The 21,680-nt window shown below is 34.0% G+C and carries 15 protein-coding genes; 10 read left to right on the top strand and 5 right to left on the bottom strand.

Annotated features, from left to right (window positions below; all coding sequences use genetic code 11):
- Nucleotides 1-2,763: a PD-(D/E)XK nuclease family protein gene (locus BUB89_RS03810; RefSeq protein WP_073242123.1), complete on the top strand. Its 2,763-nt coding sequence runs from the start codon at nt 1-3 to the stop codon at nt 2,761-2,763.
- A gap of 134 nt (nt 2,764-2,897) precedes the next feature.
- Here the strand turns inward: BUB89_RS03810 and BUB89_RS03805 are convergent, their stop codons facing one another.
- Complete coding sequence (locus BUB89_RS03805; protein ID WP_073242121.1) at nt 2,898-3,680, bottom strand: alpha/beta fold hydrolase; 783 nt, start codon at nt 3,678-3,680, stop codon at nt 2,898-2,900.
- A 187-nt stretch (nt 3,681-3,867) separates the two neighbouring features.
- On the opposite strand from BUB89_RS03805, the gene BUB89_RS03800 reads away from it, so the two are divergent.
- The 3 genes from BUB89_RS03800 to BUB89_RS03790 all read left to right on the top strand — a co-directional run bounded on the left by BUB89_RS03800 (nt 3,868) and on the right by BUB89_RS03790 (nt 6,327).
- Nucleotides 3,868-4,227, top strand: coding sequence for a hypothetical protein (locus BUB89_RS03800; RefSeq protein WP_073242119.1), 360 nt, complete (start codon nt 3,868-3,870; stop codon nt 4,225-4,227).
- 86 nt (nt 4,228-4,313) lie between these two features.
- Nucleotides 4,314-4,832 (top strand): ferritin, encoded by a 519-nt coding sequence (locus BUB89_RS03795; protein WP_073242117.1) that lies wholly within the window; start codon nt 4,314-4,316, stop codon nt 4,830-4,832.
- Between the two features lie 277 nt (nt 4,833-5,109).
- Nucleotides 5,110-6,327, top strand: coding sequence for an AbiH family protein (locus BUB89_RS03790; RefSeq protein ID WP_073242115.1), 1,218 nt, complete (start codon nt 5,110-5,112; stop codon nt 6,325-6,327).
- A gap of 110 nt (nt 6,328-6,437) precedes the next feature.
- Here the strand turns inward: BUB89_RS03790 and BUB89_RS03785 are convergent, their stop codons facing one another.
- The 3 genes from BUB89_RS03785 to BUB89_RS03770 form a co-directional block, all read right to left on the bottom strand.
- Nucleotides 6,438-7,238 (bottom strand): TIGR00266 family protein, encoded by an 801-nt coding sequence (locus tag BUB89_RS03785; protein ID WP_073242976.1) that lies wholly within the window; start codon nt 7,236-7,238, stop codon nt 6,438-6,440.
- A gap of 658 nt (nt 7,239-7,896) precedes the next feature.
- Nucleotides 7,897-9,189, bottom strand: a complete 1,293-nt coding sequence (locus BUB89_RS03775) for an aminopeptidase P family protein (RefSeq protein ID WP_073242112.1) — start codon at nt 9,187-9,189, stop codon at nt 7,897-7,899.
- 188 nt (nt 9,190-9,377) lie between these two features.
- On the bottom strand, nt 9,378-10,739 hold the full coding sequence (locus tag BUB89_RS03770; protein ID WP_073242974.1) for a hydroxymethylglutaryl-CoA synthase family protein: 1,362 nt from the start codon (nt 10,737-10,739) through the stop codon (nt 9,378-9,380).
- Nucleotides 10,740-11,108: 369 nt separating this feature from the next.
- Between BUB89_RS03770 and BUB89_RS03765 the strand changes: the two genes are divergently transcribed.
- From BUB89_RS03765 to BUB89_RS03745, 4 genes are all read left to right on the top strand, one after another.
- Complete coding sequence (locus tag BUB89_RS03765; protein WP_073242111.1) at nt 11,109-11,774, top strand: succinate dehydrogenase cytochrome b subunit; 666 nt, start codon at nt 11,109-11,111, stop codon at nt 11,772-11,774.
- A gap of 12 nt (nt 11,775-11,786) precedes the next feature.
- Nucleotides 11,787-13,787 carry a fumarate reductase/succinate dehydrogenase flavoprotein subunit gene (locus BUB89_RS03760; RefSeq protein ID WP_073242110.1) on the top strand — a complete coding sequence of 667 codons (2,001 nt, stop codon included), beginning with the start codon at nt 11,787-11,789 and terminating at the stop codon, nt 13,785-13,787.
- Nucleotides 13,788-13,862: 75 nt separating this feature from the next.
- Nucleotides 13,863-14,609, top strand: a complete 747-nt coding sequence (locus BUB89_RS03755) for a succinate dehydrogenase/fumarate reductase iron-sulfur subunit (protein WP_073242109.1) — start codon at nt 13,863-13,865, stop codon at nt 14,607-14,609.
- 1,188 nt (nt 14,610-15,797) lie between these two features.
- Nucleotides 15,798-16,562, top strand: coding sequence for an amidohydrolase (locus BUB89_RS03745; RefSeq protein ID WP_073242107.1), 765 nt, complete (start codon nt 15,798-15,800; stop codon nt 16,560-16,562).
- Here the strand turns inward: BUB89_RS03745 and BUB89_RS03740 are convergent.
- Nucleotides 16,559-18,217, bottom strand: a complete 1,659-nt coding sequence (locus BUB89_RS03740) for an Ig-like domain-containing domain (RefSeq protein WP_073242106.1) — start codon at nt 18,215-18,217, stop codon at nt 16,559-16,561. The two genes, BUB89_RS03745 and BUB89_RS03740, sit on opposite strands and share 4 nt — an antisense overlap.
- A 183-nt stretch (nt 18,218-18,400) precedes the next feature.
- Between BUB89_RS03740 and BUB89_RS03735 the strand changes: the two genes are divergently transcribed.
- Both BUB89_RS03735 and BUB89_RS03730 read left to right on the top strand, forming a co-directional pair.
- A complete protein-coding gene (locus BUB89_RS03735) occupies nt 18,401-19,405 on the top strand; it encodes a hypothetical protein (RefSeq protein ID WP_073242105.1) in 1,005 nt (334 codons plus the stop codon).
- Nucleotides 19,365-21,656, top strand: a complete 2,292-nt coding sequence (locus BUB89_RS03730; protein ID WP_073242103.1) for a hypothetical protein — start codon at nt 19,365-19,367, stop codon at nt 21,654-21,656. The genes BUB89_RS03735 and BUB89_RS03730 overlap by 41 nt, the downstream gene beginning before the upstream one ends.
- Nucleotides 21,657-21,680: the final 24 nt, after the last annotated feature.

Below are 21,680 nucleotides of genomic sequence, written 5' to 3'. Positions count from 1 at the left end.
ATGATAAATAATACTTTTTTAGATAAAATTGCCCAGGTTTTAATTGAAAAATATTCAGATAAACTAGTCAATACTATAGTGGTTCTGCCTAATAAGAGAGCTAAGATTTTTTTAATTGAAGCGCTGAAAAAACAAGTTGTAAATAATATTCTTGCTCCTGAGATTATTAGTATTGAAGATTTTATTCAGGATATCGCCGGAGTACGTTCCATCGACCCAATAGAATTATTGTTTGAATTCTATGAAGTTTATTTATCTGTTACTGATAAATCCAGCCAACAGTCATTCGAATTGTTTGCTAATTGGGCAAAAACATTGCTGCAGGATTTTAATGAGATTGATCGTTATTTATTAGACCCCACCCATGTTTTGTCTTATTTAAAAGACATTGAAGATATTAAAAAATGGGGGATTGAAGTAGAAAATAAAACGCCTTTACTGGAAAAATATATTGATTTCTGGAAATTACTTCCGCTTTATTACCAGTCTTTTTATACACATTTACTTCAAAAAGGAATTGGTTACCAAGGCTTAATTTATCGTGAAGCGGTCGGGAATTTAAATCATTTTTCCAATACGATTACAGAAAAGCAATTCGTGTTTGCGGGATTCAATGCACTAAATGCTTCCGAAGAAAAAATTATCCAACATCTTATTTCTTTGGATAAAGCCAAAATATTTTGGGATGCCGACAAAACTTTTTTAAATGATCCGTATCATGATGCAGGATTGTTTTTGCGTAGGTTTAAAGAAAGCTGGAAGCATTATAAAACAAATCCTTTTGAATGGATAGTGGATGATTTTTCTCAGTCAAAAAATATTCAGATTATTGGGACACCTAAAAGTATTGGTCAGGCTAAAATTTCGGGAAGTATTATTGAGGAGATTATTGAACTAAACCCTACTACAACACTCGATAAAGTAGCTATCGTTTTAGGAGAAGAAAATTTATTAGTTCCGCTTCTTTATTCATTACCGGCTACAGTTGGTGCTTTGAATATCACGATGGGGTATTCGGGTAAAAATAATCCGGCTCAGATTTTAATTGCTAAGTTATTTAAAATGCATACTAATGCGTTGTCCAGAAAATCCGGTAGTTATGTGCTGTATTATAAAGATGTTTTGGATGTTTTAACGCATCCTTTGGTAGAACCTTATGCTAAAGCGGGTGATTTGGTAAATGTTATCAATAAAAACAATTACACTTTTATCAGTCATCAAAAAGTTACAGAGCTGAATCAAAATCCTAGTGATTTATTTTTATTATTGTTTCGAAAATGGGAAGAAGGATCTATTGCTGTTTTACAAATTATTTCAAAATTATTAGTGACGATAAAAAATAATCTGAGCAATGATAATGAAGAAGAAAAGATTACAAAAGCTTTTGTTTTTGCCATTTTTAAAGTCATTAATAAATTAATTAATTATTATTCGAAACATCAGCACATTGATAAAATAGAAACTTTACACGCTATTTACAAGCAAATAATTGATTTGGCCGAGGTTTCATTTGAAGGAGAACCGCTGAATGGTTTGCAAATTATGGGAGTATTGGAAAGTCGTGTTTTGGATTTTGATACGGTAATTGTGACTTCAATGAACGAAGGGAAATTTCCGGCGGGAAAATCGCAAAATTCGTTTATTCCGTATGATGTGAAACGAGAGTTGGGTTTGCCAACATTCAAGGAAAAGGATGCTATTTATACCTATCATTTTTATCATTTGCTGCAACGGGCTAAGAATATTTATTTGTTGTATAATACCGAAAGTGAAGGACTCGACGCGGGAGAAAAAAGCCGATTTATTACGCAATTAGAAGTCGAAAAACAACACAATCATAATTTGTCGCACGAAATATTCAATGCGGTTTTACCTGAAACAGCTTATACACCAATGGTGATAGAAAAATCGCCGGCGGTAATGGAGCGATTGAAAGTAATTGCCCAAGAGGGATTTTCTCCATCGGCTTTGACCAGTTATATAAGGAATCCAATCCAGTTTTATTTCCAGAAAATATTACGAATTCGGGAAGTAGAAGAGGTAGAGGAAAATATTGCGTTAAATACACTTGGAACGATAATACATGAAACTTTAAGAGTTTTATACGAACCATTTATAGGAAAATTTATTTCAGAAGCTGATATTGATAATTGTTTTAAACTCATTGATGCTGAGGTTTTAAAACAGTTTAAAATTGTTTACAAAGAAGGCGAAATCAAAAAAGGACGCAATCTTTTGGCTTTTGAAGTAGCGAAACGGAATGTTTTTAATTTCTTGAAAGTAGAATTAGAATGTATTAAATCCGGAGATGCGATTAAAATTATCGCTTTAGAGAAAACATTTGAACGCACTTTAATTCATCCTGATTTGCCATTTCCGGTATTGATTAAAGGAAATGTCGATCGAATTGAAGAACGCAACGGCATCATCAGAATTATTGATTATAAAACCGGAAAAGTAGAAAAAGCAAATGTGGGTCTTAAAATCTGGAACGGTCTCACTCAGGAGATTAAAAATGACAAAATCATTCAGGTTTTGGCTTATGCGTTTATGTATGAACAAGAAGCTAACGGGAAACCAATAGAAGCGGGAATCATTTCGTTTAAAAATCTAAAATCTGGATTTTTACCGTTTCAATTTAAAGAAGATAAAGACGTTCAGCAAATTATAAATCCTGAAATAATGACGAATTATCTGGAACAAATTGTTTTGTTACTGAAAGAGATATTGGATGAAGCGATTCCTTTTGAGGAGAAGATTTAATTTTTTTAAACATATAAGGCATATAAGTTTTTCTCAAATTAGAAGAAAAAAAAAGTTCAGATAAGTTATTTTCATAAATGAAAACGATGCTTAAATCTGCGCTAATTTGTGTAATTTGCGGTTAAATAGTGAAATTAAACCCTCTTAAAAAACTCCAATAAAACCTTAGTTAATTCAGCTTCGTTTTCAATAGAACTCATGTGTCCGTCAGGAAAAGTAACCAGTTCAACCGCTGTTTCTTCAATTTGTTCTTTGGTTTCTTCGTAAGGCAAAACAGGGTCTTTTTTGCCCAAAATCAGCATTTTTGGATATTGTGTTAAATGCAGTAACACTTCTCTGTCCATTCTTATTTTCATTCCTTCCAGCGAAGCAACAATTCCTTGAAGCGGAGTTTTTAAAGCTTCTTTTTTGACTAATTCGATACTTTCTTTTAATCGCTCCCGGTTTTCTTCGCTAAACAAATTGGCAATAGAAAGCGAAATAAAATTGGCAAAAGATTGTTTTACCGCTTTAATAGCGCGATCCCGGTTGGCTTTTCTTTCATCGCTGTCGGCTCTGGAAGTAGAATTCAGTAAAACCAGTCCTTTGATGTAATCCGGATACATTTCGGCGAAAGCCAAAGCCACATAACCACCCATAGAATGTCCCACAAAAATGGCTTTTCGGATACGCAATTCGGTTAAAACAGCATGAACAATCTCCGCATTTTTTTCCATCGAATGCACATAACCCATACATTCCGTTTCCCCATGACCCAATAAATCAATGGTGATGATGCGGTTTTTTTTAGAAAATTCAGGAACAAAAGCATCCCACATCGATTTGTTTTCTAAAAAACCATGTAGGAGCACAATAGCTGTTCCCTTGCAGGTATCGGTATAGGAGATGCTGGTATTTTTAAACTGAGTACGTTTCAATGCTGAGGATTTATATAACACAAAAATAAAAAAATATAAACGATGAAAGAGTAAGACTTTTTCTAAATAATGAAATCGAACACTAATTTTTAACGCTAAATGTCATATTTGTTATTTTAAATGAGTCTTAATTAGTAGCAAAATCGATTTTAATTCTATAAATTTGCACCATAATTATTTTAGGAAGATGAAGCAGATAAGTGATTTAACAACTAACGTTTTATTTGAGACAGAAAAAGGCTATAGCTATCAATGTGATGTGACTAACAGTATCATAATTAACTTTGCAGATACTTTTTCTACCTATAAAATCCAGGATTTTTTGATTTTTCAAAGAAAAGTGAACAGTGTTAATATTCTTGACATGCTTTATGACTTATCAGATCAGTCCGATGCACAACTGATAGAAACCACTAAAAGAAATTTTTCCCACAAACTAAACATCTGCGAAATAGTTCAGCTTAGAGAATTATTAAATGGTACCAAATTCACTTTGAGTCTGCATTCCATGTTATGTGATATTTTGACCACTCCTCATCTTATTTGATTTTACTTAGAATAAATACAAATTTCTCCTGCTTTTGGTCTTTTTCTTGTGTTTTTTGTAAATTTACTATCTAAAACATAAAAGTCATGAAAGATTTACTAAGAACAAGTACTTCGTTATCCGAAGGAATTGAACAAATATTAAACTTACAAGCTAAAATTGAGAGCGATGCTTCTAATAAATATTTAGCAATGGCGGCTTGGTTAGACAGAAACGGTTTTGTAAATACTGCAGAATATTTATACAAACAAGCAGAAGAAGAGCGCGAACACTTTTTAAAAGTATTTAAATATATCACTGATATGGGCGGAATTGCAATTACGCCTTCTGTTCCTGAAGTACAACAGGAATTTGCTTCTTTTAGAGAGGTTTTTGACATCGCTTTACAAAACGAAATCGCTGTAACTAAGGCCATCAATAAAGTAATTGCAAAATGCAGAGCCGAAAACGATTATGCTACAGAAGATTTTATGATGTGGTATGTTGCTGAGCAAAGAGAAGAAGAGAAAAATGCACGCAGAGCTTTAGAACTTTTCGAATTAATCAACGAAAATGAAGCTACAGGAAAATTTGCATTAGATGTGCAGATTGCTAAAATTGGATAATAAAAACCAAGTAATAAAGTTGAAAATCCCTTACTGACGTAAAAGTTAGTAAGGGATTTTTTGTGTTTTTAGCAGCAGAAAATTACCGTATTATTCCCGATTCCTCCCGCTTTTCGCTATATCTTTTATCTCGTTCTTAAAAACGAGATAAAAGGATGTCGCTTCAATCGGGGCTAGCAATTTCGTTTTGTTCTCTTATGAATGTTTTTAAACTTGTTGATAAGAATTTCCTTTGCGTAAATATCTAATCTCTTATTTGTAATAAAAGTAAGTATATTTGAGAAAAGGATTTTTAGATATGAGTAAAATTTTAATTACAGGAAACGGGTTTGATTTATTTCATTATTTACCGACAAAATATCATCATTTTATTGCAATAATGGAGACAATTGAAAAGTTTCAGTTTAAAGATGAAGTTGCTTTTTCAGATTTATTTGGTAGATTTTATAAAGATAGATTTCCACACGATTTTAATTCAATTATTGAAAATTATAATGTGGAACAAATTAAATTTGATAATTCAAAAATTGAACGAATAGATGAATTGTTGAAAATAAATCCTTGGTATAAATATTTTAAAAATGTTACAGAAATAGATACTTGGATTGATTTTGAAATAGAAATTGAAGTTATTTTAAATAAATTAAACTATTTTTCTGGAAATGTAAGTAAACTGAATTTAAAAGAAAATTATATTGAAATTAGTTCTGACGAATATACTGATCTTGAAATGTTAGGTGTTATTAAGATTATTTCAAATAGAATTGTAAAGTTGCAGGATAGATATTTTAACAAAAGAAGATTTTCGATTGAAATGAAGTTAATATTAGAAGATTTGTCAAAATCATTTGAAGATTTTATTGTGATTTTTAATCGTTATTTAGTAGATGTGGTGGGAAATTTTTATCTTGAAATAATTCACAAATCATCAATTTCATTTCATTTAATTGATGAAATTTATACTTTCAATTATACTCCAACTTTAGAAAATATTTATAAAGTTGATAAATCAAAAGTGGTTTATTTACATGGGGAAATAAATGAGGACTCTCAGGAACAGAATTTAGTTCTTGGGGTTAGTGATATCTTAGATGAATTAAAACAATTTAAACCTTATGGTTTTACAAAATATTATCAAAAAATAAAGAAAAACTCTAATAAGAAATTTGTTGATTTTCCAAAAGTTAATACTTTATATGATGAAGAAACTTTTTTTTATATAGTTGGACATTCTTTAGATAAGTCAGATAAGGAATATATTTTAGAGTTGTTCAGATTTTTAGAACAAGACAAATTAAATAAATCCAAAATATGTGTTTTTTATTATGATAATAATGATAAAGCGGGAAAAATTAAAAATTTATTAAGTATTATTGACGAGAAAATTATTTCAAGAATGAATAGAGAGAACAGGCTTTGTTTTGTTGAATTGAATGATGGAAATCTTGAAAAAGAGTTTAAACAAATATTGTATAAACATCAAATTGTTTACTGATATTATGATAATGATTTTGTTATATTTCGACGAAGGAGAAATCACACAACGGGAATAACTAATGAGATTCCTCCTTCGTCGGAATGACAAAAGGAAGTGTGAAATAGAGACTAAAATCGATTATCACCATCGAGTAAATTTCCTAATCCGCCTAGTAAACTACCTTCTCCACGACTTTCTCCACCAGCTTTTGGAGCTGAGGCAATAATTCTGTCGGCAAGGCGGCTAAAAGGAAGGGATTGTATGTAAACTGTTCCCGGACCTCGAAGTGTGGCATAAAACAAACCTTCGCCTCCAAAAATCGAATTTCTGATTCCGCCAATAAATTCAATGTCATAATCAATATCCTGGGTAAATCCTATAATACAACCGGTATCGACTTTTAGGATTTCACCGGCTTTTAATTCTTTCTTAGCCATTGTTCCTCCTGAATGTACAAATGCCATTCCGTCGCCTTCAATTTTTTGCATGATGAAACCTTCCCCACCAAAGAGTCCGCGACCCAGCTTTCTGGAGAATTCAATTCCTACTGCAACACCTTTGGCAGCACATAAAAACGAACTTTTCTGGCAAATGAATTTTCCGTTGAATTGGGTTAAATCAATCGGGAGAATTTTACCGGGATAAGGGGAGGCAAAAGACACTTTGGCTTTGCCATAATTTTGATTGATAAAAGCGGTCATAAAAAGACTTTCGCCTGTAAGAACTCTTTTTCCGGCGCTTAAAAGTTTGTCAAAAATCCCCGATTGTTGTTGGGATCCGTCGCCAAAAATAGTTTGCATCTGAATGTTGTTATCCATCATCATAAAGCTCCCTGATTCGGCAATGACTATTTCCTGTGGATCAAGTTCGATTTCGACATATTGCATTTCTTCTCCAAAAATCTGATAATCTATTTCGTGTGCTTGCATCTTTATATTGTTTATTGATTTTTTTTTGAAAGCTAAATTTACAAAATTTACACTAGATTTCAATGGTACTGATTTTGTGCAAGGGGTAGGAGCGGCATCCTTTTATCTCGTTTTTAAGAACGAGATAAAAGATACAGCGGATAACCCGACCCGCAGGGATGCACCCAAAAAAGGAGCAAATAAAATCAACCGCAGATTCGCAGATTTTTTATAACGTTGGGTGTAATTAGTTTTTGATGATAATTTTTCGTCAGTTCGAGTAATCCCGTTTTCGGACGGGATTGTATCGAGAACAAGAAAAATCATTATCAAAAACGATTCTCGATACATTTTCACTCCATTTCATTACGCAAAAAATCGAATTGACGTTTTTGATAATTACACCCACCGGGTTAAAATATTTTTCACCAACTCGAAGCAATAAAAAAACGGCTCACTTTCGTAAACCGTCTATTTTCTTTATTGTATATGACTATCCGTTTTTTAACCCAATCCTTGAGAATAGCACACTGATGAAACTGATTTAACGGATTATCGCAGATTGTGATTTACAAAGGGCTATAAAAATCCGTTTTTATCGGTTCAATCTGTGTCATCTGTGGTCTGTTTTTTTTATTTAGTCCGCTTAGCAGACAGTCATATGATTCTATTCTCTCAATCAGGAATTCATTAAATGTTCAATTTCCTCGACTTCTATAGGAATGTTTTTCATCAGATTAAATGGTTCTCCCGTTGCCTGAATGACTACATCATCCTCAATCCGGATTCCAAAACCTTCTGCAGGAATGTAGATTCCCGGTTCAACGGTAAAAACCATATTGGCTTGCATTGGCTCCGTTAAAAGTCCGTAATCATGCGTGTCGAGTCCCATGTGGTGCGAGGTGCCGTGCATGAAATATTTTTTGTAAGCCGGCCAGTCCGGATTTTCATTTTGTACATCGGCTTTGTCTATGAGTGCCAAGCCTAATAATTCGGAAGTCATGATTTTACCCACTTCTACATGATATTGCTTCCAGTTTGTTCCCGGAGTCAGCATTTTAGTAGCTTCCTTTTTTACTCTTAAAACAGCATTATAAACTGCTTTTTGTCTTTCAGAATAGCGTCCGGAAACGGGAATAGTTCGGGTTAAATCGCTGGAATAATTAGCATATTCGGCAGCAACGTCAAGCAAAATCAAATCACCTGCTTTGCATTGCTGGTTGTTTTCTATATAATGCAACACATTAGCGTTGTTTCCCGATGCGATAATTGGAGTGTAAGCAAAACCTTTGGAACGATTGCGAACGAATTCATGAATCAATTCGGCTTCGATTTCGTATTCCATTACATTTGGTTTTACAAATTCCAGAATACGTCTGAAACCTTTTTCGGTAATGTTGCAGGCGTGCTGAATCAAATCCAGTTCTTCACTTTCTTTTACCGAACGAAGGCGTTGCAAAATAGGATTACTTTTAGCTACCTGATGAGCAGGGTATTTCTCTTTCCACCATTTTACAAAACGGGCTTCGCGGGTTTCGGTCTCCACGTGCGAACGGTAATGTTCGTTAGTATTGATGTAAATAGTGTCTGAATAAGTCATTAATTCAAACAATATTTTTTCGAAATCCTGTAGCCAGTAAACCGTTTTTATCCCTGAAATTTCAAAAGCACGTTCTTTGGTTAGTTTTTCCCCTTCCCAAATAGCGATTAATTCGCTGGTTTCTTTCAGGAACAACATTTCTTTTTGATGCTCATAAGGTGCATCGGGGAAAAGCAGCAAAATACTTTCCTCCTGATCGATTCCGCTTAAATAAAAAATGTCACGATGTTGTGCAAACGGCAAAGTACTGTCGGCACTCACTGGATAAATATCGTTCGAATTAAAAACAGCGACACTTTTAGGCTTCATTTGAGCCGTAAATTTGCTGCGATTTTTTATAAATAAATGGCGATCAATCTGATGGTATTTCATTTGAGAAAGTTTTTATTTGTATTATTTAACTTTTAAGTACTATAAATAGACATAACCACAATCTTGTCATTCCGACGAAGGAGGAATCTCATCAAACTGCTCACGCAACGAAGATTCCTCCTTCGTCGGAATGACAAACTAAGTGTATAGGTTAAAGTTTTTTATTATAGTAATTTATGATCTCAAATTTAAGCAATCCATTTGTAATAACGTGCACCAATAAGATTTGGAATTTCTTTTTCGATTCGATCTAAAATCCATTCGTTTTTTGGCGATTGAACGCTTTGTTTTTGTTCTTTTTTATGAAGACTTTCGTAGGTATTAAAATCAATTTCGAAACTTTTATTCAGCGTTTCGAAAAGATTTACATTGGCTAAAGCCGATTTCCATTCGTCCTGAATGATTCCTTCGAATACTTTTGATTTGGAACCACTTCCGTAAGCCAAAAATCCAAAAGTGTTGCCTGCAATTTCTTTTTCCGAATCATAGAAATGCGCTAAAGTCGACAAGAATCCCATGAAAATGGAACCTGTGTATAAGTTTCCAATTAATGAAGAAGCTAATTCGGCAGGCATTAATTTCTCTTCCACAAAGTTTTTGTACTCAGGCGTTTTGCTGGTTTCTTTCAGTTTAGTCTGGTATTCAGCAGGATTTTCTTCACCGGAAATAATGGAATTTTCGGCATCCAAAGCATAAATTTCAGATAGCATTCTGCGACCTTGGAATGAATACGGCAGGTGCATGATAATGCTGTTCCAGGATTGGTATAAAGTATCTGAAGTTTGTTTTAGTTTCTTGAATGAGAAATAAGCATTACGGGTTCTGTCCATGTAACATTGGTTCGAATATTGACCGTCAAAAACCGGCTGGTCTTTGTGGATTTCAATTTCGGCTTCTAAATTATCAAACCAGGCTTCGTTATTTGTATTTCCGGTTATAGCTTCTTTAGAAACTGTTCTATGCGGTTTAAAAAAGTCAAAAACACCTTTAGTATTGGTTGCCCAATGATTTTCGAAAGCAATGATTCTTGGGTTCACAGTAATTAGCATCGCTGTTGCTCCGGCACCCTGAGTGTATTCTCCGGTGGAATTTAAATCGTATTTGGCAAAATCAGTAGTAACAACAATGGCTTTTTTATCAGGATTTAATTTGATAAAATCAAGGCAGTTTTGCAAAGCATCCACACCGCCAATACAGGCAAACGTGAAATCGACCACATCACATTCGGCTAAGGTATTTTCACCAAATTTTTGTTCCATCAAATCTATAAGAAAAGAACCAATGGGTTTTGCATTGTCAATAGCGCTTTCGGTTCCTACATAGATTCTTGCAATTTCGCTTAAGTTAATGGAGTTGTCCTGGATTAATCTGGTCAGGGCATTTGCGGCAAAAACTACGCTGTCCTGATGCATGTCCGGCAAGGTCATTTTTAGTAAACCCAGTCCTTTTTCAAGTTTTTCAGGTTCTATGTTTCTGGCTTCTGCCAATGTTTTTATAGGTAAATGTAGTTTGGCTACGTCAAATGATAGTGCGTCAATTCCTGTTTTCATTTTCATTTTTTTATGAAGAGGCAAAGATAAAATCCCATATTGGAAAAGCAGTTTTTTTAACTACACAAAATAGTGTGTTTTTGTGTTTTTTGTTGATTTTAAAGGGATTTACTGTAAAAATTATTAAATGTGTATTTTTTATGTGTCTAAATAGCAATAATTAATTTGTTTTTACAGCCGTTTTTTTATGTTTTTAAGCTTTTTAATTTGTAAATAATTGTTATACAGTTAATTGCGTTGTTTTTATCTGCTGAAAGGAGTGATTTTTAATAAAAACTTTATAACGTTTCTAAATAAGAACGAAAAGGTTGTAGTTCGTTACTAATTGATTTATTTTTGTGTACTTTTTAAATTATATTCTAAAATATTATGGCAAAATCTGGATTATTGAAATCGTCAATAGCAAAAAAAGTAGCTATGGCACTTTCAGGACTTTTTTTGATGTTGTTTCTAGCGCAGCATTTTTTTATTAATATGATGTCAGTTTTCAGTGCTGATGTTTTTAATTCGATTTCTCATTTCATGGGATTGAATCCTTTGGTTCAATTTGTTATTCAGCCTATTCTTATTATAGGGGTTATTTTTCACTTTATCATGGGATTTGTATTGGATATCCAAAACAAAAAAGCGAGACCAGTAGGTTATGCAAGTTATAATGGAGCTGCTAATGCAAGTTGGGCTTCACGTAACATGATTATTTCAGGTTCTGTGATTTTGGCATTTTTAGTATTGCATTTTTATGATTTCTGGGTTCCGGAAATGGTATATAAATATGTAGCATTTAATCCTGCTGATGAGACTCGTTATTTTCATGAATTAGCTGAGAAATTTGTAAGTCCGGTGCGTACTGGTTTATACTGTTTGTCATTTGTGTTGTTGTCTTTACACTTACGTCACGGATTTAGTTCTTCTTTTCAATCAGTAGGAGCCAATAATAAATATACAAAAGGAATGAAGAATTTCGGATTATGGTTTTCTGTAATCGTTCCTTTAGGATTCGTATTTATTGCACTATTTCATCATTTCAATCATTAATATTCAATTATAATGGCATTAGATTCAAAAATTCCAAATGGTCCAATTGCGGACAAATGGACAAATTATAAAGATCATATTAATTTAGTAAACCCTGCTAACAAACGTAATTTAGATATTATTGTTGTTGGAACAGGATTAGCTGGAGGTTCTGCAGCTGCTACTTTAGCAGAATTAGGATATAACGTAAAAGCATTTTGTTTTCAGGATTCACCACGTCGTGCACACTCTATTGCAGCACAAGGGGGAATCAATGCAGCAAAAAATTATAAAGGAGACGGTGACTCTGTTTACAGATTATTTTATGATACTGTAAAAGGAGGAGATTACCGTGCTCGTGAGGCTAACGTACACCGTTTAGCTGAAGTTTCTGCTAATATTATTGACCAGTGTGTGGCTCAAGGGGTGCCATTGGCTCGTGAATATGGTGGATTATTAGACAATCGTTCTTTTGGAGGAACTTTAGTTTCCCGTACATTTTATGCTCAGGGTCAAACAGGACAACAATTATTGTTAGGAGCTTATTCTGCAATGAACCGTCAAATTGGTCGTGGAAAAATCAAAATGTACAACCGTCATGAAATGCTTGATTTAGTAATTATTGATGGAAAAGCAAGAGGAATTATCGCTCGTAACCTGATTACAGGTGAAATCGAAAGACATTCCGCTCACGCAGTTGTTATTGGTTCAGGAGGATACGGAAACGTTTTCTTCTTGTCTACTAATGCTATGGGATCGAATGCTACTGCAGCCTGGAAAATCCACAAAAAAGGAGCTTTCTTCGCAAACCCTTGTTATACACAAATTCACCCAACATGTATCCCGGTTTCAGGAGATCACCAGTCAAAGTTAACTTTGATGTCAGAGTCGCTTCGTAATGACGGACGTATCTGGGTTCCTGCAAAACTGGAAGATGCTCAGGCTATTCGAGAAGGAAAGAAAAAAGCAACTGATTTAGCGGAAGCTGACAGAGATTATTTCTTAGAAAGAAGATATCCTGCTTTTGGTAACTTAGTGCCGCGTGACGTAGCTTCCCGTGCTGCTAAAGAAAGATGTGATGCCGGTTTTGGTGTTAACAAAACAGGAGAAGCAGTTTACCTGGATTTTGCTGCAGCAATTCAACGTTACGGAAAAGAAGCTGCTTATGTAAAAGGTTTAGATGCTAATGATAAAGCTTTGGTAACTAAATTAGGTACTGAAATTGTAAAAAGTAAATACGGGAACTTGTTCCAGATGTATTATAAAATTGTAGATGAGGATCCTTATACTACACCAATGATGATTTATCCTGCGGTTCACTATACAATGGGTGGAACCTGGGTTGATTATAACCTGATGACTACCATTCCTGGTTGTTTCTCTATCGGAGAATCTAACTTCTCTGATCACGGAGCAAACAGACTTGGAGCTTCTGCTTTAATGCAAGGTTTGGCTGACGGATATTTTGTATTACCTTATACTATTGGAGATTATTTAGCTCCGGATATCAAAATGGGACCTATCTCTACAGACAGGCCAGAGTTTGATGAAGCTGAGAAATCAGTAAAAGAACTGATTGCTAAATTTATCAATAATAAAGGAACGCATTCAGTAGACTATTTCCATAAAAAATTAGGTAAAATTATGTGGGATAAAGTAGGTATGGCTCGTAACGAAAAAGGACTAAACGAAGCTATCGTTGAAATCGCTGCTTTACGTGAAGAGTTTTATAAAGATGTAAAAGTTCCCGGAACTGATAAAGAATTCAATCAGGAATTAGAAAAAGCAATTCGTGTTGCCGATTTCTTAGAATTAGGAGAATTGTTTGCTAAAGATGCTTTACACCGTAACGAATCTTGTGGAGGTCACTTCCGTGAGGAATACCAAACAGAAGAAGGTGAAGCACTACGTGATGATGAGAACTTTGCTTATGTTGCTGCCTGGGAATACAAAGGAAAACCAAGCGATGCCGTATTGCACAAAGAACCATTAGTTTACGAAAACATTAAATTAGTTCAAAGAAGTTATAAATAGTAATTAGTCCAAAGTCCCTAGTCCAAAGTTACAGACTTTAGACATTCGACTTTATGACTTTCAAACTAAAACAGTATGAAACTTACATTAAAAATATGGCGTCAAAAAAACGCCCAGGATAAAGGGAAAATGGTCGATTACAAAATCGACGGAATTGAACCTGATATGTCATTCCTTGAAATGCTTGACGTATTCAACGAACAACAAATCAATGCTGGTGAAGAACCAGTAGCTTTTGACCACGATTGTCGCGAAGGAATTTGCGGAATGTGTTCTTTATTCATCAATGGAGAAGCTCATGGTCCGGATAGAGGAGTTACTACTTGTCAATTGCACATGCGTATGTTCAAGGATGGAGATACTATTACTATCGAGCCATTCCGTGCAGCTGCTTTCCCGGTTGTAAAAGACTTAGTAGTTGACAGAAGCTCTTTTGACAGAATCCAGCATGCAGGAGGATTTATCTCGGTAAATACTTCCGGAAACACTATCGATGCTAATACTATTCCTGTAAACAAACAAGATGCCGACAAAGCTTTTGATGCTGCAACTTGTATTGGTTGCGGAGCATGTGTGGCTAGTTGTAAAAACTCTTCGGCAATGTTGTTTGTTGCTGCCAAAGTATCTCAATATGCTTTATTACCACAAGGTCAGGTAGAAGCTACTGATCGTGTACTAAACATGGTAAGACAAATGGACGACGAAGGTTTTGGTAACTGTACTAATACAGGAGCTTGCGAAGTAGAATGTCCTAAAGGTATTTCTCTTGAAAACATTGCTCGTATGAACAGAGAGTATATGTCAGCAAGTATGAAAGGATAATATTCCCCTAGCCCCCGAAGGGGAACTAGATACTATATAAAAAGCGTATTCATTAATTTGAATGCGCTTTTTATATTTTGGGGTGCCCTCATTCTCGTTCCAAAAAACGAGAATGAGGTCGGGCTATTCGTTGCAATCTTTTATTTCACTACGTTCCATAAAAGGATTTCCACTGCTATCCCTCACCCGAAATCCCTGTATAAAATGAAATGACGTATTAAAATGTTACGAAATTCAGTATAATGTAAATGGCAACAACCCGTTGGGTATAATTAGTTTTAGATGATAATTTTTCGTCAGTTCGAGTGATCCCGTTTTCGGACGGGATTATATCGAGAACAAGAAAAATTTCATTAAAAACGGTTCTCGATACATTTTTTGTTTTGTCCCGTCCCGATATTCAATGTCATTAAGTTAATGATAGATACACCTTGTTTTGTCATTCCGAAGAATGAGGAATCTCACTAGCTGCTCACGTTATGTGATTTCTCCTTTGTCGAAATGACACAAAATTCGCTTAACTTAATGACATTGTCCGATGTTTCGGGATCGGGACTGCACAAAAAACACTCGAACGGACGTTTTAATAATTGCACCCAACGGGTTAACAACATTTTAGATAATGATAAAAGGAAATTACAAAATCAATGAACAAAATAAAGCCTCGTAGAGGTGTACTGTTTGTAGAAAAAGAATTCGTTAAAATATCAGCTCCGTAGGAGCGACCTGAAATATAAAAATTCAGGTCGCTCCTACGGAGCTTTTTTTTGTTTCCGTCAATTTGCTACAAACAGTACACCTCTACGAGGTTCGTTAGAATAAACTTAGCGAATCTCTGTGGTAACTTTGTGTATTTTTGTGAAACAGCTTTTTTTATATCCAATCTGCTACAAACAGTAACGCTCTCCGGGGTTTTGAAAAAAACTCTGCTAATCTCTGCGGTAACTTTATGTTATTTTTGTGAAACAATTTTTTCATATCTAAATCTGCTACAAACAGTAACGCTCTTCCTGGGTTTTGAAAAAAAAACTCTGCTAATCTCTGCGGTAACTTTGTGTATCTTTGTGAAACAGCTCTTTTTATGCAATCTGCTACAAATAGTACCGCTCTCCAGAGTTTTTGTAATAAAAAAACGTTGCTAATCTCTGCGGTAACTTTGCGTATCTTTGTGAAACAATCTTTTTTGTTATGAAAATCGCACTTATTCAATCCTCTTTAATTTGGGAAAACCCAAAAGCCAACCGAGATTCTTTCGAAGAAAAAATTAATGGAATAAATGAGTCTGTTGATTTAATGGTACTTCCTGAGATGTTTTCTACAGGCTTTACAATGCATCCTGCCGCTGTTGCTGAAACAATGCAAGGTGAAACCGTATTGTGGATGCAAGCTTTGGCGAAAGCCAAAAACACAGCCATAACAGGAAGTGTGGTAATTGAAGAATCAGGGAATTTTTATAACAGAATGCTGTTTGTGTTTCCTTCGGGCGACATTCAGTTTTATGATAAAAGGCATTTGTTTACACTGGCAGGAGAAGATAAAGTGTACACGGCAGGTAATCAGAAATTAATTGTGGAATATCTGGGTTGGAAAATTTGTCCCATGGTGTGTTATGACTTGCGCTTTCCGGTATTTTCCAGAAATGTAGAAAACTACGATTTATTGTTATATGTTGCCAATTGGCCTGAAAAAAGGGTGAATGCCTGGGACACACTGCTTAAAGCGCGTGCCATAGAAAATATGAGTTATGTTGCAGGAGTAAACAGAAGCGGTACTGATGCCAATGGATATCAGTATTCCGGACATTCTCAATTGTTCGATTGCCTTGGGGATTATTTGCTAGCCCCAACAGAGACAGAAAATGTTTTCGTAGTAGAATTAGACAAACAAAAAATGATTACTGCCCGAGAAAAACTGGGTTTTTTGAATGACCGGGATTTATTTGATTTGCTTTAATTTGTGGGTTGCTTCTTCTTTTTATTGATTTCTTTGACTGGAGGAGTGTAAGGAATGCTTAGGTCAAAAGTTTGCTCGACATCCCAGTTAGCCCGCACATCTATTTCTTCAGAAAGATAAACAACTTCTTCCGCATATCGTTTTTCCAGGAAGCTTCCGGGATCGTATCGCTGATTTTTATTGGTATCATATATGGCACGAAGTGAAAATTGAGCCGGGTCTAAAAGTTTGAAATTGATAGTGGTATTTTCATTAACATACTCGCTGGCAACAACATCACCGGTGGATTTTAATAATTCTATAATAACGGGAAACGATTTTACATTTTCTAATCTTACTTTTAAATTTCCATAATCTTCCAGTGCTTTAGTGCTTATTTGGTAACTCAAAGTGTCGTTGGTTTGATCGAAAAAATCAGTCATAGCACCGGGAAGAATGTTGAAACTGTATTTTTGACCTACTTCTTTTTGGAAATCAAAAAACAATTTTTGATTGAATTCATCATAACTCGTGGTGAATTTTACATCGGTTGAATCGGCATTGATTAACTTGATTTTTGTTTCATCAAATTCAACTAACGGAGTGGAAGATTCTAACGCAAAAAGGTCTTTAAAACCGGCAGGATTTATAGAACCGATAGTTAAACTGTCCTTTTTGGGATTTCTAATTTTAACAACAAAATCTTTATTGTAGTTTCCTTGTGATACTTCTACTTTTAAAGAATCTGTTTTAATGGGTTTAAACCAAATTTGGAGTGAATCCTTTTTTGGGAGTTTCGTAACAATACTGGCCAGCGTTTCATTGTTGTTTTTCAAAACTACTTTTGGTCTTGTCTCCGTTTGAGTAACAGACCCTTCATAACCCATCAACAATCTGTTTGCCGTTTCCTGAGTAGGTTTGAACGCTTTAAAAGCACTGTTTTCCTTAAAAAGTTCTAATTCAAATAGGGTGTCGTTGGGTACCGTAATAAAATCTTTAAAAAAACCTATTTTTTCGGTTTTTGGATCAAATTTATTATTGTTGTTCAGGTCTTTTACAGCAATTAGCTTGTATTTACCGGCTTTTAGGTTTTCTAAATTAAAAGTTTTTAAACTATCCAAGGTATTAGTAATGTATCTTGGGCTTTCTTTATAAATAACAGAATCATTATAAGTGTCATTTACTTCATAAAGCATAACCGAAATAAAGGATTCAGGCTCTTTTTCATAAGCATATCTTACTTTTCCGTTAAGAGTTAAAGAGTCGATATAAGTTCCTGTAGAAAACACATATTTAAAATTATTTAAAGGATTTCCTTCGTTATTATCGGTTACACTTTGTCCAAAATTAAAACTATAAGTGGTGTTGGGTTCTAGTGTGTCTTTTATTTTTATGAGGATTGTTTTGCTGGCTGTAGTAGGAATAATGAGGGGTTCGTACTTCATTGGTGGCGAAATCACGAGTTGTTTTCTGATTCCTTTGAGGATAACAATTTCATCAAATTCCAGTTTAATTTGCTTTTCTTTAAAATTAGTGCTGAAGTTCTCAGGGAAACTCGTACTTAAAGTAGGTGAAATGGTATCTTTTAAACCGCCGGTAATAGTTCCTCTTTTAGCACAGCTTGCAATGATTATCACCAGTAGGATCAGGATATATTTTAATTTGTTTTTCAACATGAATTTGATAATTTAGAATTTACAAAATAACGATTATATTTACTGTAATTGAAATTTTTTTGCTAATTATTAAGGAAAGCATCCGTAGTTAAAGATTTTGTTTTTTATATTTTTAATAACATATATTTTCTTTTCTCCTGAGCGTTATTTCTTAGTTTAGCAATCTCTAAATAAACTGTCTTGTTGAAAAAAAATCTTTTATATCTCTTTTCACTATTGCTGTTGTTTTCCTGTAACAAAAAAGAAGAACCTGTAATTTCTTTTTACTATTGGAAAACCAATTATCAGTTAACAGCGATGGAGCAGGAAGCGATAAAGGAAAACAACGTACAAAAAATATACATCCGTTATTTTGATATTGATTTAGATGCTAAAACGAAAGAAGCTTTTCCAAGAACTCCAATCCATTTTATTCAAAAACCTACAATAAAGAATATTGTTCCGGTTGTTTATATTAAAAATGAGGTGATGTTAGCATCAAGTATTGTTATTGATAGCCTGGCCCAGAAAACATTGGATTTTATTCAGATTATAAATAAAACGAATCAGTTAAGCTGTAACGAAATTCAAATTGATTGCGACTGGACTTTAAAAAGCAGCGAAAATTATCTGGCATTTATCGAAAGTTTTAAACGTATTTCACATAAAAAAATCTCAGCTACTATTCGTTTACATCAGGTGAAATATTATAAAAAAACCAAGGTTCCAAATGTACATTCCGGCGTTTTAATGTATTACAATATGGGAACTATTGGACTAAAATCATTGAATTCTATATATGACAGAACTATTGCTAAGCCGTATATTTCCAGTTTAAAAAAATATCCGTTACCTTTAAATGTAGCATTGCCGCTGTATGCCTGGGGAATTCATAGCAGAGATAACACGATCCTGGGTTTGCGAAGTAAATTAACTATTGATGACTTAAAAGCAGATATAAATTTTACTGCTATTGATGAAAAAACATTTAAAGCAGTACAATCTAATTATCGAAAAGGAGTTTTTTATAAAAAAGAAGATATTGTAAAAATTGAAGCAATAAGCGCCAGTGATTTAAAAGAAATGGCTACTGATCTAACAGATAATTTGCCACAGAAACCAAAAGAAATTATATTTTACGACTTAGACGAAGACAATTTAAAAAATTATGAAAAAACCATTTTTAAGCAAATTACTGATCGCTTTTAGTAGTATTCTTTTGTTCGGGTACGGACTCATTTATGCCTGTGGCGGCGGCGATTGGTTTGATAACTGGTATTACAATTCTAATTTCACACCTGAAACTTTTGCTGATAATTCTTATTCGCCTTTGTTTTTATCAGGAGATGTTTTTTACGGAATTGGTTTTGATGATCAGCATAATTCCCGTTTTAATGACCAAATTACTGCTGACTGGCAATCTTTTTTAAAAGAAAAAATGAATCCCGAAGAAGTTAAAGCTTTTTTATTGGACAATGACCGAAAAATTAAGGTCGAGGAGTTGTATTTCTTTTTTAAAACCGGGAAAAAAAATGAATCTTCGATAGGTTTTGCTTCGAAAATAAATTTGAAAGAACCAAAAGTAAAAGAATTTATCACCTTTTTGTATTTGGCTCAGCATATTGAGTCGGTTTCGGTAGTGGAGAACAACTGGAGTTATGATCCTGTGGTTTACAAGAGTTTTACGGATGCAGCCACAATAAAAGAAATTGAGCGTCAATACACTACTGTAAAAGACGCATTTTTAAAAAACCGGTACTGGTTTCAAACTGTCAAAGCTTATTTTTATAGTGATGATAAGCAAAAAGCAATCGAATTTTTTAATAAAACAGCTGCTTCGGTGCCTAAAAACACCTTGTATTACAGAGCGGTGAGTTACCTGGCCGGAATTCATTATAAGCAAAAAAACTATGCGGTTTCTAATTATTTGTACAGCCAGGTTTTTGATAAATGTCCGGAAATGCGTGTAGTGGCAGCTTACAATTTTCATCCACAGGAAAATAATGACTGGCAACAATCCTTAGAAATGGCAAAAACAAATCAGGAAAAAGCAGCGTTGTGGGCTATTCGTGGTTATTATAATGATGAACAAGAAGCTATAGCCGCCATTTTCGAATTAGATCCTAAAAGTGAACATTTAAATTATCTGTTAACCCGTTTAATAAATAATCAGGAAAATAAAATAAGTGCTGATTATCAAAAAAACACCGTTACCGAAAATAAAAAGGAACAAAGAGCTAAACTAAATCAGTCTGTACTGGCATTAGTGCATAAAATAGCAAGTTCTGACGCTGTAGATAAACCCTATTCGTGGAAAATGGCTTTAGGTTATCTGCAATCTCTGAACGGAGATTATGAGAAAGCCGACAAAATGTATACGTCATCTGAAAAAGATTTGCCTGAAACTGTTTTGGCTTCAAGTCAGTTACGATTGCTTCGTTTTGTCAATAACCTGAATAAAATTAGTAAAATCGACAGTAAATCAGAGCAAACTATTCTGAGTGATTTGAAATGGTTGTACGAAGAACTTCCTGCTAAAAATATCGAAAATTTCAGATTTTATAATGCCTCAAACTGGAGCAGACAATATTTGTCAGCCTTGTATAAAGCACAAAATAATGTTGTTATGGCGGAGTTGTTTTCGCAATCTACAGCATATTATTCGGGTAATTCGGGTAATTCATTTTATGATGATGAGAAGAATCTTTTGGCTATGAAAAGCTTTTTACAAAAAACGGATAAAACACAAATGGAGCAAATTGCCGAAAGAATCTACAACTTAAAAGGGAGAGATATTGCTAATTTTCAGGCGGTAAAAGCTACTTTTGAAAATAAAATTCCTCAGGCAATTGCTTATATGAAAGAAACCGATAGCATACAGCATTATGTTTTATTAGGGAATCCGTTTAACGGAAACATAAAAGATTGCCATGATTGTGAGCATGCGGCTTACCAAAAAAGAAAATTTACTCAAATGGATTTTCTGAATTTAATAAACGAAATGCAGCATAAAGTAGCTAAAAATGAAGATGTCTATAATAATAGTTTGTTGTTAGGAAATGCATTTTATAACCTGTCTCATTTTGGAAATGCACGAACTTTTTATGAAATTAGCATTGTAGGTTATGGTTCGAGCCCCACTTATTTTAGAGAGGCTATGAAACGAATGATCATAGATTGTTCAGTGTCTAAAATGTATTACCAAAAAGCACTTTTGGCAGCGACAACTAAAGAACAAAAAGCAAAATGTACCTATATGTTAGCAAAATGCGAGCGGAATGATTTTTACAATCAGCGTTATTATTTCCAGAATAAAAATTATTGGGAAGTTTATGATGATAAAGTAAATTTTTTAGCATGGAACGGATTCAAAACATTGGAAAAAGACTATTCGGATACCCAATATTATCAGGATGTGATTAGAGAATGTGGTTATTTTAATACCTATGTCAATCAATGATACTGTATCTTTGAGATTAAATAC

This window comes from Flavobacterium flevense, assembly GCF_900142775.1.
GTDB classification, from domain to species: domain Bacteria; phylum Bacteroidota; class Bacteroidia; order Flavobacteriales; family Flavobacteriaceae; genus Flavobacterium; species Flavobacterium flevense.
Note: the sequence above shows the minus strand (reverse complement) of the source record. Positions and strands in the feature narration are given on the sequence as shown.

What these genes read in the sequence shown, in the direction of transcription:
- BUB89_RS03770 (WP_073242974.1), bottom strand. Translation starts at nt 10,739, where the DNA reads ATGAAAACAGGAATTGACGCACTATCATTTGACGTAGCCAAACTACAT.
- BUB89_RS03800 (WP_073242119.1), top strand. Translation starts at nt 3,868, where the DNA reads ATGAAGCAGATAAGTGATTTAACAACTAACGTTTTATTTGAGACAGAA.
- BUB89_RS03795 (WP_073242117.1), top strand. Translation starts at nt 4,314, where the DNA reads ATGAAAGATTTACTAAGAACAAGTACTTCGTTATCCGAAGGAATTGAA.
- BUB89_RS03745 (WP_073242107.1), top strand. Translation starts at nt 15,798, where the DNA reads ATGAAAATCGCACTTATTCAATCCTCTTTAATTTGGGAAAACCCAAAA.
- BUB89_RS03810 (WP_073242123.1), top strand. Translation starts at nt 1, where the DNA reads ATGATAAATAATACTTTTTTAGATAAAATTGCCCAGGTTTTAATTGAA.
- BUB89_RS03785 (WP_073242976.1), bottom strand. Translation starts at nt 7,238, where the DNA reads ATGCAAGCACACGAAATAGATTATCAGATTTTTGGAGAAGAAATGCAA.
- BUB89_RS03760 (WP_073242110.1), top strand. Translation starts at nt 11,787, where the DNA reads ATGGCATTAGATTCAAAAATTCCAAATGGTCCAATTGCGGACAAATGG.
- BUB89_RS03730 (WP_073242103.1), top strand. Translation starts at nt 19,365, where the DNA reads ATGAAAAAACCATTTTTAAGCAAATTACTGATCGCTTTTAGTAGTATT.
- BUB89_RS03775 (WP_073242112.1), bottom strand. Translation starts at nt 9,189, where the DNA reads ATGAAATACCATCAGATTGATCGCCATTTATTTATAAAAAATCGCAGC.
- BUB89_RS03755 (WP_073242109.1), top strand. Translation starts at nt 13,863, where the DNA reads ATGAAACTTACATTAAAAATATGGCGTCAAAAAAACGCCCAGGATAAA.
- BUB89_RS03740 (WP_073242106.1), bottom strand. Translation starts at nt 18,217, where the DNA reads ATGTTGAAAAACAAATTAAAATATATCCTGATCCTACTGGTGATAATC.
- BUB89_RS03765 (WP_073242111.1), top strand. Translation starts at nt 11,109, where the DNA reads ATGGCAAAATCTGGATTATTGAAATCGTCAATAGCAAAAAAAGTAGCT.